The following is a 14,313-nucleotide window of genomic DNA, read 5'->3' as shown; positions in this document are numbered from 1 at the left end:
GGCCATGAGCGGCCACGCACAGTTGATGTGGGACGAGGCGGTCACCGGCTACGACTTCGGCCCCGGGCACCCCATGGATCCCGTTCGCCTCACCCTCACGCGGAGTCTTGTCGACGCCCTGGGCCTGGGACGCGCGGTGAGGACGGTCGCGGCCAAACCCGCGGGGGAATCCACGCTACGGCTGGTTCACCGCCCCGACTACATCGAGGCCGTCAAGGCCGCTTCCGCGAACCCCGAAGCCGCCGACGCGACCTACGGGCTCGGCACCCTCGACGATCCGGCGTTCGCCGGGATGCACGAGGTGTCGTCGCTCATCGCGGGCCAGTCGGTGGGGGCGGCGGAAGACGTGTGGAGGGGGGAGACCGCACACGCCGTCAACTTCGCGGGGGGCCTGCACCATGCGATGCCGGGCAGCGCGTCGGGCTTCTGCGTGTACAACGACGCGGCCCTGGCCATCGCCCGACTGCTGGAGCTGGGGGCGGAGCGGGTCGCCTACGTGGACGTGGACGTGCACCACGGCGACGGAGTGCAGAGCGCTTTCTGGGACGACCCCCGGGTCATGACGATCTCCCTGCACGAACACCCGCGAACCCTCTTCCCGCAGACCGGCCGGCCCGAGGAGACGGGAGGCCGGGCCGCGCTCGGTACCGCGGTCAACGTGGCCCTCCCCGCGGGCACCGGGGACGCCGGGTGGCTCCGCGCCTTTCACGCCGTGGTCCCCGAGCTGCTGGCGGAGTTCCGACCGCGGGTGCTCGTGACCCAGCACGGTGCCGACACCCACTTCGAGGATCCGCTGGCCCACCTGACGGTCTCGCTCGACGCGCAGCGCGCGGTCCAGGTCGAGTGCCACCGTCTCGCGCACCGGCACGCCGAGGGCCGCTGGATCGCCCTCGGCGGGGGCGGCTACGCCGTGGTCGACGTCGTCCCCAGGTCCTGGACGCATTTGGTCGGCGTGGCCGCGGACAGGGAAGTCGCCCCGGAGACGGTGATTCCCGAGGGGTGGCGGCAGGAGGTCTACGCCCGGACCCGCGAACCGGCTCCGAGAAGGATGACCGACGGGCGATGGCCGGTGCGGTGGGCCGACTGGGAGGAGGGGTACGACCCCGACAGCCGGCTCGATCAGGCGGTGACGGCGACCCGTAGGGCGGTGTTCCCCAACTGGGGCCTGCTCCCCTGAACCGCGGCCGGTCGATCGGGTCGGCTCGTCGGGCCGTCGCGCGGGAGCCACACCGGTTGCTCGACTTCTACGCCGCCCCGGCGGACACGGCGTCGGCGGAGAGAGGTGACGCACTCCCCACCCTGCCGGGTCGCCGTGTCGACATAACGACCCGGTTCGGGGTACGTACGCACCCCCTCGGTCGCCCCGGCGAGGTCGGTCGGATCACAGAAGCCGCCCCTGTCCACGCCGGTGCCCGGACCGGGGCGCGCGCTCGTGCGTCAGAGCCGGAGCGGGGCGCGTGTCGGCGGTGGTGTCGGTGCCGGCGGGGCGCCGGCCGCCGGCGGGGTCCGCGTGCGAGATGAGGTTCCCGGGGCAGGTCAGGGAGGCATCGGGGGCCTTCGCCCGGTTGCCGTGGTCCCGGAGTCACGGGCGCGGGAGGTGGCAGGGTGTCGGGCCTCGCATCGACACCCGCGATCATGTCGCGCGCTTCGTCCGCCGCGGAGCGTCCCTCTCCTACGCATCCGCGCGGGCGTGTCCGCCAGGGTCGGGCCGGGAGGCGGGCACCTCTTCCTCTCTCGCATCACCCGCACCTAACCTGGGGAGAGCACGCAGCGACGAAGAGTCACCGGGAGGGGAAGCCGGTGACGGTCGAATGCGGAAGGTTCGGGTGTGTCATGGCTGCTGACCAGAGGCCTCTGAGCGAGGTTCGGTTCCTTACCGTGGCGGAGGTCGCCGCGGTGATGCGAGTGTCGAAGATGACCGTGTACCGACTGGTGCACAGCGGTCATCTGCCCGCGATCCGGGTGGGGCGATCGTTCCGCGTCCCGGAACACGCGGTCCACGACTACCTGCGCGACAGTTTCGTGGGGGTGGACACCGTCTGACGGAGTCCAGGAGGGGGCGGCGTCCGCGTGAGCCCCCTCCGGCCTCGATTACGACCTCGGCGTTCGGGCGGGTAGGCTGGCCCCTCGTAGGTCGTATGGGCCCATGGCGCCCAGCAACCGAGTGATGAGAAGTGAGCGAGGGTAGTCGTGGGCTCTGTTATCAAGAAGCGGCGCAAGCGGATGGCCAAGAAGAAGCACCGCAAGCTGCTCAAGCGCACGCGCGTTCAGCGTCGCAACAAGAAGTAGGCGACGCGACGCCGCGATGGCGTGTCCGTGGCCCCCCACCGGAACCGGTGGGGGGCCACGGACGTTCCAGGCCTTCCGCGGCCGCGTGGTGGAGCCGATCGACGGTCGCGGCGGGGCGGATCTCGGCTCCGCGGGCGATGTCGGGCGGGCCACCGCGGCGCCTCCCCGGCGCGCCGGCGCTAGGTTGGGCGTAGCCGGGGAGTGCGGCGGGCCGACCGCCGGGCGGGAACCCGCTGGGGCGAGCCGCCGACCGGGTGGCGACCGCGGAAGGAGGCGCTGATCTTGGGCGAGGTCGTGCTGGTGACCGGAGCCGCTCGGCCGTTGGCGGGCCGCTTCATCCGGCGTGTGCGGCGGGACCCTGCGGTGGGCCGGGTCGTGGCCGTGGACGTCGTGCCTCCCGAGCATCCTTTGGGCGGGGCCGAGTTCGTCCGCGCCGACATCCGGCATCCCAGCATCGGTCGGGTGCTCGTCGAGGCCGGGGCGGACACCGTCGTGCACATGGACGTCTCGGGCACGCCCGTGCCGGGGGGCGGGCGCGCGGCGGTCAAGGAGACCAACGTCATCGGGACGATGCAGTTGCTGGGCGCCTGTCAGAAGTCGCCGCGTGTACGGCGCCTCGTGGTCAAGTCCAGCACCCATGTCTACGGGTCCGCGTCGCGCGATCCCGCGGTCTGCTTCGAGACCACGCCCCCGAGGTCCCTGCCGACCGGCGGCTACGCCAAGGACACCGTCGAGGTCGAGGGGTACGTGCGGGGATTCGCGCGACGGCGGCCGGATGTGGCGGTGTGCGTGCTGAGGTTCGCCAACATCCTCGGGCCGACGGCCGGTACCCCGCTCGGCTCGTACTTCTCCCTGCCGTTGCTCCCCACCGTGTTCGGATACGACCCCCGACTGCAGTTCGTCCACGAGGACGACGTGGTCGAGGTGCTGCGGGCCGCCGTGCACGAACCGCGCCGCGGCACGCTCAACAGTGGCATCTTCAACATCGCCGGGGACGGGGTCCTCCTGCTGTCCCAGTGTTCCAGGAGGCTGGGTCGCCCCACCGTGCCGTTGCTGCTCCCCGCGGTCACCTGGGCGAGCACCGTCGTGCGTAGGCTGGGGGTGACGGATTTCTCGCCCGAGCAGATCCGACTGTTGACGCACGGGCGGGTCGTGGACACCACGCAGATGCGGGAGACCCTGGGGTTCCGCCCTCGGTACACGACGGCGGAGACCCTCGCGGACTTCGGACGGAGCCAGGGTACGGGGTCGCTTCCGCCCCGCCTGGTGGCCGACGTGATCGATCGGATGGCGGCACCGGCCGTCCGCGGCGGCGCCCGGAACGGCGACTGAGGAGAGCGGGCAACGATGGCGGACGCCAAGGTCATTCCGTTCGACGACGACCGGTCGCGGGGCGGCGCGGCGTCCCACCCCACGCGTCGACGGTCCCCGGCGGGCCGACGCGCGGGCGCGGCGGAGCACGGCGCGGGACGGGGGCCGGTTCCGGCGGCCGTGCCGGACGGCCCGCCCGAGGAGCCTCGGGAGGGGGCGGAGGGGAACCGGCCGCTCCCGGCTCGGGACGCGGTCTCGGAGCTCGACCGGCGGGTCGCCGCCGGCCTCGCCTTCCTGCGCCGACGCCTCACGGGGGAGTACCAGGTCGACGATTTCGGCTACGACGCGGAGCTGACCGACCAGGTGTTGATGTCCCTGCTGCGCCCGATGTACGAGAGGTACTTCCGAGTCGAGGTCAGGGGGGTCGAGAACATCCCCGCCGAGGGCGGTGCGTTGATCGTCGCCAACCACTCGGGGACGCTGCCCTTGGACGCCCTGATGATGCAGGTCGCCGTGCACGATCACCACCCGGCGGGTCGCCATCTGCGGCTGCTCGCGGCCGACCTGGTGTTCGCACTGCCGGTCGTCAACGAACTGGCCCGCAAGCTCGGCCACACCCTCGCCTGCGCGGAGGACGCCGAACGGCTGCTGGGACAGGGGGAACTGGTGGGGGTGATGCCGGAGGGTTTCAAGGGCATCGGCAAGCCGTTCGGCGAGCGTTACAAGCTCCAGCGCTTCGGTCGCGGTGGCTTCGTCTCCACGGCGCTGCGCCGGCGCACGCCGATCGTGCCCTGCTCGATCGTCGGTGCCGAGGAGATCTACCCCATGATCGGCAATGCCCGGACACTGGCGCGGCTGCTCGGCCTCCCCTACTTCCCCTTGACTCCGACCTTCCCCTGGCTCGGCCCGCTTGGCGTGGTGCCGCTGCCGACGAAGTGGACCATCCAGTTCGGCGAGCCCATCCCGACGGACGGTTACCCGCTGGAGGCGGCGGAGGACCCCATGGTGATGTTCAACCTCACCGACCAGGTCCGTGAGCAGATCCAACACACGCTGTACAAGCTGTTGGTACGGCGCCGCTCGGTGTTCTTCTAGCCGGGTGGCGCCGGCGAGGGCGCGACGCGCCGGGAACCGCTCCCCGGGGGTCGGGGCGTGTCCCTGACGGACACGCCCCGACCCCGGGTCAGCCGTCCTCCGTGTCGCCACCGCCCAGGCCCGGGAGCAGGCCGGGCAGCAGGGGTGGGAGGGTGATGTCGGGCTCGGGCAGGGTGCCCTGGTCGCCCTCGGCAGACGGGGTGGTGCCACCGTCGTCCTCCGCCGGCGGGTCGAGCAACCCGCCGGTGTCCGAGCCGAGCAGGCCGTCCTGCCGGGTCTCGGAGCGGGAGGGCTCGCCGGGACCGTCGGCGGCGGGAGGGGGGACGTCCATCCGTCGGCCGGGGTCCGCCGAGCCGGCGGTGGGGTCCACCTCGCCCGCGGGGGCGGTGGGGTCGCCAGGTGCCGCCGGGCTGGTGCTCGGCGCCTCTGCGGACTCCGGCGAGGCGGCCGGCCGGCGGTCGTCCCCCGGCTCGTCCGGGGAGGCGGGCAGCAAGGAGCGCAGCGGTGCCACGTCCTCGTCTATGGCCTCGAAGACCGACGACACCTGCTCGCTGACATCGCCGAGCTGTACCGGCAGCCGTTCCCGAAGCGTGCCCCAGGTGCCACTCTGGGACTGCGAGAACGCGGACAGAGCCCGCATGGGCCCCAGCGACTCCGGGTCGCGGGCGTAGGCCTCGCTGAGCAGGCGATGTCCCTCCGAGGCGTCGTGTCGCACATCGGACAGGGCGTGCCGCACCTCGCCGAGGGACTCGTGGTCGAGGGGGCCGCCGCGGTCCCGCTCCATCAGCCGCCGGGCCTCGCCGAGACGTGTCGACGCCTGGTCGAGGTAGGCGCGGCCACGCTCGCCGTCGTCGTCCGCGAAGCCGCGCTTGAAGTCCTCGATGCCACGCTTGAGGCCGTAGAGGGAATCGCCGGGCAGGGCGTCGGAGCTGGCGGCGGCGACGCCGCCGAACGCCCCGGCCGCGACCCCGACGCTGAGCCCGCCCGCGGTGAGCCCCTTGGCGAGTCGGCCGCGCGGCCGGAGCCGACGCAGCGGGGCGGCCCGCCGGGCACCGCTGCCTCCGCGCTGCTCGGGGAGCGCCGGGGTCCCGGGTTCGCCTTCGGCGCCGTCGGCCCGGAGGATGGCTTCGAACTCCGCCAGGATCCGGGCCCGCTGGGCGACCTTGACCTCGGCGTCGAGCTCCGGCCGCGGCAGCGCGCCGAGGCCGGCCGCGAGCGCCAGCAGGCGCTCCTGGCCGGCCCGCTCCGCGCCCTCGGACGGAGCCGGTCCTCCTGACTGCTCGGCCGCCGCACCCCGATCGGGCTGCTCCTCCAGAGCGTGGGCGAAGGCGTTCGCCCGCCGGTGCGCCGATACGTTCGCGATCACTGGCGGCACCTCCTCTCGTCATGACGGTCGACTCCCCAGGGGGTCCTGAGGGGTGCGCTCCCGGGCCTAAACCACACGATCGGGTGATCGAGGTGGGGCGGTGTTCGACCACAGGGAGCCTGCATCCCGCACAACGAGCGGCGCGGCACTTGGGTTACGGACTCGGCAACGGCGGGCGACGGAGTCAACAGACTTTCACCAAAGGTGACTTGGGGATGGCTGAGGGTGAGGGGGTGGCGGAACCGGGGGGTTCAGCGGGCGTCGTCCGGGAGGAGCCGGGCGAGGGTCCGGACGGCCCGGTACTGGAGCGTCTTGATGGCGCCCTCGTTCTTCCCCATGACGCGGGCGGTCTCCGCGACGGACAGCCCCTGGAGGAAGCGAAGGGTCACGCACTCCTGCTGCTGCGGGTTCAGTCGCCGCACCGCGTCCAGGAGGGCCGCGTTGGAGAGCGATTCCAACACCGAGTCCTCGGGTGAGCGCTCGACCTCGTTGGCGTCGAGCATCTCGCCGGTGGTCACCTCCAGCCGGAAGCGGCTGGACTTGAAGTGGTCCGCGACGAGGTTGCGCGCGATCGTGACCAGCCATGCCCCGAAGTCCCTGCCCTGCCAGGTGAAGGTGCCGATCCTGCGCAGCGCGCGCAGGAACGTCTCACTGGTGAGGTCCTCGGCCGTGGCCTTGCCGCCCACGCGGTAGTAGATGTAGCGGTACACCGTGTCGCTGTATTGGTCGTAGAGCCGGCCGAAGGCCTCGGCCTCCCCGGCCTGGGCCCGCTCGACCAGTTCCATCATGCGGGCGCTGTCGCTGTCGGCCGCGGGACGGCGTGCCGTCGTGGTCCCGGACGACCTCGCGCGTCTGCCGACCGCGGCTCCGCCCTCCGCGAGCGCGTAGCAGGGGCCGGCGGGGGCGGTGGCCGCGGTGAGGGCGGGGGCGGCGTACGCGGCGGGGGCGAAGTCGCGGAACAGGTCCTGGAACCGTTCGACCGTCGCGCGCAGCGTGGCCAGGCCCGAGGCGTCAACCCCGACGTGTGGGTACACGGGACTCCCAGAGGCAGAGCTTCCATCACGAGCAGTGCGGGACCGTTCACCCGTCGTGGCGACGGAGGGGTACCGGTATGCGTCTGAGGAGAATAACGCTTCGTGTAGGCGCTGCTACGCCCAGTTGCTCAAATCGTCGATTACATCGCTTCTCTGCGCGACCGAAGGTCCGTTCGGTATCGAAAGGTGATCGGTTTCTGGCGTCAGTTGTGTGATTTCCGGCGACCGCAGGATGCTTCCCGTGCGGCCGGATCGGATCGAACGGAGCGTGCGGCGCCGCCCTCGGCTATCGACGGCGTCGGTGCAGGGCCAGGGCCGCGACGGTGCCGCCCGCCACGGCGCCGACCCCCGCCGCGGCCGGGATGCCCACCCGCGCCGCCTTCCTTCCGGTGCGGTAGTCCCGCAGCCGCCAGTCCCGCTCCCGGGCGTGCCGGCGCAGCTTGGCGTCCGGGTTGATCGCGTAGGGGTGTCCCACCAGCGACAGCATCGGGATGTCGTTGTGCGAGTCGCTGTACGCCGCGCACCGGGCCAGGTCGAGGCCCTCGCCCGCGGCGAGGGCGCGGACCGCCTCCGCCTTCGCCGGTCCGTGCAGCGGCTCTCCCACCAGCCTGCCGGTGTACACGCCGTCCACCGACTCGGCGACCGTCCCCAGCGCGCCGGTCAGTCCAAGGCGTCGCGCGATCACCTGGGCGATCTCCACCGGTGCCGCCGTCACCAGCCAGACCCGTTGGCCCGCGTCCAGGTGTGCCTGCGCCAGCGCCCTGGTCCCGGGCCAGATCCGCCCCGCCATGTACTCGTCGTAGATCTCCTCGCCGATCGAGCGCAGTTCGCTGACGAGGTGGCCCCGCACGATGGAGAGCGCCGAGTCGCGGGCGTCCCGCATGTGCTCGGGGTCCTCGACGCCGGCCAGTCGGAACCAGGCCTGTTGCCAGGCGAACCGCGCCAGGTCGCGGGTCTCGAAGAACTGCCGCTTGTACAGGCCCCGTCCGAAGTGGAACAGGGCGGCGCCCTGCATCACCGTGTTGTCCAGGTCGAAGAAGGCCGCGGCCCGGTCGTCGCCGACGACGGGGAAGTCGGGTTCGGCGGTCGGCGGCGCCTCCTCGGCGCACGAGCGGGCGGCCTCCGCCGAGGCTTCGCCGGCCAGCACGCTGCGTGCCGTGGCGGGGCGCCTACGGGGGGTGAGCCATGCGAGAGCGGCCATGTCCGTGAGCATAGTCAGTCTGTTCGGAAGTGCCGGAGACGAGCGGCCGGCACGCCGTGAACTCTCCCCGACGAGAAGGCGCGGGTCGGCGAGGCCCGTGCGCGTCGCCGAACGGGGTCGGCACGCGACGCGCCCCGCCCCGGGGGGTACCCGGTCTCGCCCTCGCGCGCGAGAATGGCCCGCATGAGCCCCCTGTTCCGCCGAAGCACGCCGGAAGCCGCGTCGTCCCAGCACCCTGAGAAGCATCTCGTCACTCTCATCCGCAAGCCCGGCTGTCATCTGTGCGACGACGCGCAGGCCGTCGTCGAGCGGGTCTGCGCCGACCTGGGCGTCGAGTGGCGTACGAGGGACATCACCCGGGACCCGGCACTGCACGAGCGGTACTGGGAGCAGATCCCGGTGGTCCTCGTCGACGGCAGGCAGCACACCTTCTGGCGTGTGAACGAGGAACGGCTTCGCGGGGCACTGGTCGAGTAGTCCGAGTAGTCCGGATGTTCGCTTAGGATCGATGGCGACGGGGCTGCGGGGGCAATGGATCGTGAGGAGTGGGTGCTGGTTTGCCCTCGAAGAGAGAGGCGCGCGGGGATGTTGGCGTCGGTTCCCGCATGGCGTCCCGGAGGTGCGTGACCCCGGTCACGTTGGCCGGGCAAATCGGACACCATCTTTGTGCACGCGTTCACAAAGACATAGCCTGCACGGAACGGGGCGGTCGCGTCGGGCTGTACGGCCGCCCAGAGCCCCGCGCTACCCGCAGGAGCACCGTGGCAACTGGCCGAGCACAACGACCGGCGACCCGCAGCCGAGGGATTCCCGAGGCCACCGTCGCCCGGCTTCCGCTGTACCTCCGCGCGCTCACGGCGCTCTCCGAGCGTTCGGTACCGACGGTCTCCTCCGAGGAGTTGGCCGCCGCCGCCGGGGTGAACTCCGCGAAGCTGCGCAAGGACTTCTCCTACCTCGGCTCCTACGGGACTCGGGGTGTCGGATACGACGTCGAGTATCTCGTCTACCAGATCTCGCGCGAGCTCGGGTTGACCCAGGACTGGCCGGTGGTGATCGTCGGGATCGGCAACCTGGGCGCCGCCCTCGCCAACTACGGCGGTTTCGCCTCCCGCGGGTTCCGGGTCGCCGCGCTCATCGACGCCGACCCCGCGATGGCCGGGAAGCCCGTCGCCGGGATGCCGGTACGGCACACCGACGACCTGGAGGGGATCATCCGGGACAACGGGGTGTCCATCGGCGTGATCGCCACCCCCGCCGGAGCGGCCCAGCAGGTCTGCGAGCGTCTCGTGGCCGCGGGTGTCACCTCCATCCTGAACTTCGCGCCGACCGTGCTGTCCGTTCCCGAGGGCGTGGACGTGCGCAAGGTGGACCTGTCCATCGAGTTGCAGATCCTCGCCTTCCACGAGCAGCGCAAGTCCGGCGAGGGCAACGCGCCGGAGCGGGCCGCGCCCGCCGTCCGCGCCGCGAGCCGCCGTGAAGGACCGGACGGGGACCTCCCCGCCGTGATGCCGGCATGAGCCTCCTGGTCGTCGGGCTGAGTCACCGCAGTGCCCCGGTCAGCCTGTTGGAACGCGCTTCGCTGAGTGTGGAGGCGCGGGCCGCGCTGGTGCGGGACACCGTGGCCGCCGGGCCCGCCACCGAAGCGGCGGTCCTGGCCACCTGCAACCGGATCGAGTTGTACGCCGACGTGGACAAGTTCCACGCCGGTGTGGCCGAGCTGTCCACGTTGCTGTCCCGGCACAGCGGCCTCGGCATCGACGAACTCACCCCCCATCTCTACGTGCACTACGAGGACCGGGCCGTCCACCACCTGTTCTCGGTGGCCTGCGGGCTGGACTCGATGGTCGTCGGCGAGGGCCAGGTCATCGGGCAGCTCAAGGACTGCCTGGCCCGGGCTCAGGAGCTGCACACCGCCGGGCGGCTGCTCAACGACCTGTTCCAGCAGGCGTTGCGGGTCGGCAAGCGCGCGCACTCCGAGACCGGCATAGACCGGGCTGGGCAGTCCCTGGTCACCTTCGGCCTGGAGCGACTCTCCGACACCGGCGACGCGCGGACCTGGGTTCGCGGCAAGCGGGCCCTGGTGATCGGCGCGGGGTCGATGTCGTCGCTGGCCGCCGCCACGCTGGCACGGGCCGGGGTCGCCGAGATCGTCGTGGCCAACCGGACGGCGGAACGCGCCCGCAGACTCGCCGCCCTGGTCGAGGACGAGTACGGACGCCGCGGTGAAGGCGACGCCGGCCGGGACGTGGCCGCCCGCGCGGTACCGATGGAGTCGGTGCCGTTCGAGCTGTCACGTGCCGACATCGCCGTCTCCTGCACCGGGGCGACGGGCCTGGTGCTGAGCGCCGACGACATCGCCGAGGCCGTGGCGGGGCGTTCGGGCTTCACCGGACCGGTCGAGGACGGCGAGACGCGCGGCGGGGAAGGCCCCGCCCCGTCTTCCTCCGCCCCGACGCACGAGACACCCGAAACGCCCGGCGGTTGTCCGCTGGACCTGCCCCCGGCTCCGAGAGGCGGGTTCTCCGTGCTCGGCGAGGCCGCCGTCGCGGGCATGGACGCCGCCACCCTGGAGCAGCACGCCGCGTGGGTCGCCGGAGGGACCGCCGTGGACCGCCCCCGGGGCGCCGAGGCGGAGGCCGACCTGATCAGCGCCCTGGCCACGACGGTGGCCGACACCGGCCGGATCCCCGAGCGCAGACGGCCGGGGGCGGTGGCCGAGGCCGAGCGGCCGGAACCGGTGCTCTTCCTGCTCGACCTGGCGATGCCGCGCGATGTCGACGCGGCGGCCCACCGGCTGCCCGGGGTACGGCTGGTGGACATCGAGTCGCTCGCCGAGGCGTCCGCCGACGCGCCGATGGCCGCCGACGTCGACCAGGTCCGACGGATCGTCGCCGACGAGGTCACGGCCTTCGGCGCGGCCCAGCGCGCCGCCCACATCACCCCCACCGTGGTGGCGCTGCGCAGCATGGCCGCCGACGTCGTGGCGGGCGAGATCGCGCGGTTGGACGGCCGATTGCCCGGCCTCGACGCCCGCCACCGTGCCGAGATCACCCAGACCGTCCGGCGTGTCGTGGACAAGCTGCTCCACGCCCCGACCGTCCGGGTCAAGCAGCTCGCGGCCGAGCCCGGCGGAGCCGGGTACGCGGACGCGCTGCGCACCCTGTTCGACCTCGACCCGGAGACGGTGGCCTCCGTCTCCCGGGCCGCAACCAGCACCGAGAAGAACCGAGGGCCGGCATGACGGAGAAGGCACTGAGGCTGGGGACGCGGCGGAGCAAGCTCGCCATGGCCCAGTCCCGGCAGGTGGCCGACGCGGTGAGCCGGGTGACCGGGCGCCCCGTCGAGCTGGTCGAGATCACCACGTACGGCGACGTCTCGCGCGAGCACCTGGCGCAGATCGGTGGCACGGGTGTGTTCGTGGCGGCGCTGCGCGAGGCCCTGCTGCGCGGCGAGATCGACTTCGCCGTGCACTCGCTCAAGGACCTGCCGACCGCGCCCCACGACGACCTGGTGGTGGCGGCCGTCCCGAAGCGGGAGGACCCCCGGGACGTGATCGTCGCCCGGGACGCGCTGAAGCTCACCGAACTGGCCGCCGCGTCGCGCTCGGGCGTCGCCCGGATCGGCACCGGCGCGCCCCGGCGGATGGCGCAGTTGAACGCGTACGCCCGCGCCCACGACCTGCGGCTGGAGACGGTCCCGATCCGGGGCAACGTCGACACCCGCATCGGATACGTCCGTGACGGACAGCTGGACGCGGTCGTGCTGGCCGCCGCCGGACTGCACCGGATCGGCCGCATCGACGAGGCGACCGACTTCCTGTCGGTCGACACCGTTCTGCCCGCCCCCGGCCAGGGGGCGTTGGCGATCGAGTGCGGGGCCGGGCGTGATGCCCGGGACTCCGCGCTGGTCGCGGCGCTCGGCGCACTGGACGACCCGCTCACGCGGGCCGCCGTGACGGCCGAGCGTGCCCTGCTCGCGGCACTGGAGGCCGGCTGCAGCGCCCCTGTGGGCGCCTTGGCCGACCTTCCTCCCCTCTCGGCTCCGTTGGAGCGGGGGGAGACGCGTGCCGACGAGCGGACTGTCAAGGAAATGCGCCTGCGCGGCGTCGTCGGCACCACCGACGGCTCGACGCTGGTGCAGCTGTCCACCACCGCAACCGTGCCCGACACACACGAGGCGGCACAGGCTCTCGGTCGCGAACTCGCCACCGAGATGCTCGCCCGGGGCGCGGCCGGTCTGATGGGGGAGCGAGCGCTGTGAGCCCCACCACCCTTCCCGCCGTCGGTCCGGAACACGGGCACGTCACCTTCCTCGGTGCCGGACCCGGGGATCCGGGACTGCTGACCCTGCGCGCCGTGGAGGCGCTGGCGCACGCGGATGTCGTCGTCGCCGAGCACGAGGTGCTGGACGTCGTCCGCACCCACGCCCGGCGTGGCGTCGCCGAGGTGTTGACCGACGCGGAGCAAACCGCCTCGACCGCACCGCAGTTGACGGTCGTCGACAGCGTTCCGAAGGCCGCCGGCACCCCCTCGGCGAGGGATGCCGCACATCTTGTCATGGAGGCCGCGCGAGGAGGCAGGCGGGTGGTGCGAGCGGTCTCCGGGGACCCCGGACTCGACACCCACGCCGCCGACGAGATGTTGGCCTGCGCCGCCGCCGGGGTGCCCTTCGAGGTGGTCCCGGGTATCGCCACCGGCGTCGGAGTGCCCGCGTACGCGGGGGTGCCGCTGAGCGACGCCGCCGGGACGGACGTGCGCTTCCTGGACGCCGGTTCGGCCTCGGAGCGGTGTTGGGCGGAGATCGGTGCCTCCGACGGCACGGTCGTCGTCTCCACGACGTTGGACGCGGTCGCCGCGGCCGCCGGAGAGTTGGTCGCGGCCGGTCGCAAGCCGGACACTCCGCTGACGGTCACCATCGCGGGCACGACCACCCGGCAGCGCACCTGGAGCGCCACGCTCGGGACCATCGGGCAGACGCTGAAGCAGACCAAGGCGCTGCCGTCGCCGGAAGGCGGCCGGCCCGCCATAGCCGTGGTCGGTGAACGGGGCACCACCGCCCGTCGCGACCAGCTGTCCTGGTTCGAGTCCAAGCCGCTGTTCGGGTGGAAGGTCCTGGTGCCGCGGACGAAGGAGCAGGCGGCGTCGCTCTCCGACCGGCTGCGTTCCTACGGCGCGGTGCCGCACGAGGTGCCGACCATCGCCGTGGAGCCGCCCCGGACGCCGCAGCAGATGGAGCGCGCCGTCAAGGGCCTGGTCACCGGGCGCTACGAGTGGATCGCGTTCACCTCGGTCAACGCGGTCAAGGCGGTCCGCGAGAAGTTCGAGGAGTACGGGCTCGACGCCCGTGCCTTCGCCGGGATCAAGGTCGCCGCCGTCGGCGACCAGACGGCCAAGGCGTTGATCGCCTTCGGCGTGAAGCCGGACCTGGTGCCCGGCGGCGAGCAGTCGGCCGCCGGTCTGCTGGAGGACTGGCCGCCGTACGACCCCGTCTTCGACCCCATCGACCGGGTGTTCCTGCCCCGGGCCGACATCGCCACGGAGACGCTCGTGGCGGGGCTGATCGAGCTGGGGTGGGAGGTCGACGACGTCACCGCCTACCGTACGGTGCGCGCCTCGCCGCCGCCGGCGCCGACCCGAGAGGCGATCAAGGGCGGCGGGTTCGACGCCGTGCTGTTCACCTCCTCCTCCACGGTGCGGAACCTCGTCGGCATCGCGGGCAAGCCGCACAACGTCACCGTGATCGCCTGCATCGGTCCGGCGACCGCCAAGACCGCCGAGGAACACGGCCTGCGGGTCGACGTGATGGCTCCCGAGCCGTCCGTGTTGCGGCTCGCTGAGGCGCTGGCCGACTTCGGCGCCGATCGCCGGGCGGCGGCGATCGAGGCGGGGGACCCGGTGACGCGGCCCAGTGAGCGTCGGCCGGGATCGCGAAGACGACGGTCCACCACGACCTGAGGCCCCGGAGGGCCGGCCGAGGCCGGCCCTCCGGGGCCCGACTCCGCGTCGGCAAGGGCACCG

Annotated in this window: 13 protein-coding genes; 10 read left to right on the top strand and 3 right to left on the bottom strand. The window is 72.7% G+C overall.

The annotated features are described in order from the left end of the window. Positions 1–4: 4 nt before the first annotated feature. From JEK78_RS09050 to JEK78_RS09030, 5 genes are all read left to right on the top strand, one after another. Positions 5–1,177 carry an acetoin utilization protein AcuC gene (locus JEK78_RS09050; protein WP_200263584.1) on the top strand — a complete coding sequence of 391 codons (1,173 nt, stop codon included), beginning with the start codon at positions 5–7 and terminating at the stop codon, positions 1,175–1,177. A gap of 656 nt (positions 1,178–1,833) precedes the next feature. Then, a complete protein-coding gene (locus JEK78_RS09045) occupies positions 1,834–2,043 on the top strand; it encodes a helix-turn-helix domain-containing protein (RefSeq protein WP_200263583.1) in 210 nt (69 codons plus the stop codon). Positions 2,044–2,190: 147 nt separating this feature from the next. Next, positions 2,191–2,289 (top strand): AURKAIP1/COX24 domain-containing protein, encoded by a 99-nt coding sequence (locus JEK78_RS09040; RefSeq protein WP_003948845.1) that lies wholly within the window; start codon positions 2,191–2,193, stop codon positions 2,287–2,289. 282 nt (positions 2,290–2,571) lie between these two features. Beyond that, positions 2,572–3,621 (top strand): NAD-dependent epimerase/dehydratase family protein, encoded by a 1,050-nt coding sequence (locus tag JEK78_RS09035; protein WP_200263582.1) that lies wholly within the window; start codon positions 2,572–2,574, stop codon positions 3,619–3,621. 15 nt (positions 3,622–3,636) lie between these two features. Further along, positions 3,637–4,695, top strand: coding sequence for a lysophospholipid acyltransferase family protein (locus JEK78_RS09030; protein ID WP_200263581.1), 1,059 nt, complete (start codon positions 3,637–3,639; stop codon positions 4,693–4,695). An 88-nt stretch (positions 4,696–4,783) separates the two neighbouring features. Here JEK78_RS09030 and JEK78_RS09025 read toward each other — a convergent pair whose 3' ends face one another. The 3 genes from JEK78_RS09025 to JEK78_RS09015 form a co-directional block, all read right to left on the bottom strand. Beyond that, complete coding sequence (locus tag JEK78_RS09025; RefSeq protein WP_200263580.1) at positions 4,784–6,061, bottom strand: DUF5667 domain-containing protein; 1,278 nt, start codon at positions 6,059–6,061, stop codon at positions 4,784–4,786. Between the two features lie 251 nt (positions 6,062–6,312). After that, a complete protein-coding gene (locus JEK78_RS09020) occupies positions 6,313–7,095 on the bottom strand; it encodes an ECF subfamily RNA polymerase sigma factor, BldN family (RefSeq protein WP_200263579.1) in 783 nt (260 codons plus the stop codon). A 286-nt stretch (positions 7,096–7,381) separates the two neighbouring features. Beyond that, complete coding sequence (locus tag JEK78_RS09015) at positions 7,382–8,296, bottom strand: HAD-IB family hydrolase (RefSeq protein WP_200263578.1); 915 nt, start codon at positions 8,294–8,296, stop codon at positions 7,382–7,384. Between the two features lie 174 nt (positions 8,297–8,470). On the opposite strand from JEK78_RS09015, the gene JEK78_RS09010 reads away from it, so the two are divergent. The 5 genes from JEK78_RS09010 (at position 8,471) to JEK78_RS08990 (ending at position 14,250) form a co-directional block, all read left to right on the top strand. Further along, positions 8,471–8,773, top strand: a complete 303-nt coding sequence (locus JEK78_RS09010; RefSeq protein ID WP_200263577.1) for a glutaredoxin family protein — start codon at positions 8,471–8,473, stop codon at positions 8,771–8,773. A gap of 284 nt (positions 8,774–9,057) precedes the next feature. After that, positions 9,058–9,813 (top strand): redox-sensing transcriptional repressor Rex, encoded by a 756-nt coding sequence (locus JEK78_RS09005; protein WP_200263576.1) that lies wholly within the window; start codon positions 9,058–9,060, stop codon positions 9,811–9,813. Then, positions 9,810–11,537, top strand: a complete 1,728-nt coding sequence (locus JEK78_RS09000; RefSeq protein WP_200263575.1) for a glutamyl-tRNA reductase — start codon at positions 9,810–9,812, stop codon at positions 11,535–11,537. Before JEK78_RS09005 ends, JEK78_RS09000 begins: the two co-directional genes overlap by 4 nt. After that, the gene (gene hemC / locus JEK78_RS08995; protein ID WP_200263574.1) at positions 11,534–12,556 is read left to right on the top strand and encodes a hydroxymethylbilane synthase; all 1,023 of its coding nucleotides are present in this window, start codon (positions 11,534–11,536) and stop codon (positions 12,554–12,556) included. Before JEK78_RS09000 ends, hemC begins: the two co-directional genes overlap by 4 nt. Beyond that, positions 12,553–14,250 (top strand): uroporphyrinogen-III synthase, encoded by a 1,698-nt coding sequence (locus JEK78_RS08990; protein ID WP_200263573.1) that lies wholly within the window; start codon positions 12,553–12,555, stop codon positions 14,248–14,250. The genes hemC and JEK78_RS08990 overlap by 4 nt, the downstream gene beginning before the upstream one ends. Positions 14,251–14,313 lie beyond the last annotated feature (63 nt).

Source organism: Streptomyces sp. HSG2, assembly GCF_016598575.1.
In the GTDB taxonomy this organism is placed as follows: Bacteria; Actinomycetota; Actinomycetes; order Streptomycetales; family Streptomycetaceae; genus Streptomyces.
The sequence above is the reverse complement of the archived record's forward strand: the minus strand, read 5'-3'. Positions and strand labels throughout refer to the sequence as shown.

Bases quoted from the DNA above. Each gene is read 5' to 3' on its own strand.
- JEK78_RS09000 (WP_200263575.1), top strand. From the start codon at position 9,810: ATGAGCCTCCTGGTCGTCGGGCTGAGTCACCGCAGTGCCCCGGTCAGC.
- JEK78_RS09050 (WP_200263584.1), top strand. From the start codon at position 5: ATGAGCGGCCACGCACAGTTGATGTGGGACGAGGCGGTCACCGGCTAC.
- hemC (WP_200263574.1), top strand. From the start codon at position 11,534: ATGACGGAGAAGGCACTGAGGCTGGGGACGCGGCGGAGCAAGCTCGCC.
- JEK78_RS09010 (WP_200263577.1), top strand. From the start codon at position 8,471: ATGGCCCGCATGAGCCCCCTGTTCCGCCGAAGCACGCCGGAAGCCGCG.
- JEK78_RS09015 (WP_200263578.1), bottom strand. From the start codon at position 8,296: ATGGCCGCTCTCGCATGGCTCACCCCCCGTAGGCGCCCCGCCACGGCA.
- JEK78_RS09045 (WP_200263583.1), top strand. From the start codon at position 1,834: ATGGCTGCTGACCAGAGGCCTCTGAGCGAGGTTCGGTTCCTTACCGTG.
- JEK78_RS09030 (WP_200263581.1), top strand. From the start codon at position 3,637: ATGGCGGACGCCAAGGTCATTCCGTTCGACGACGACCGGTCGCGGGGC.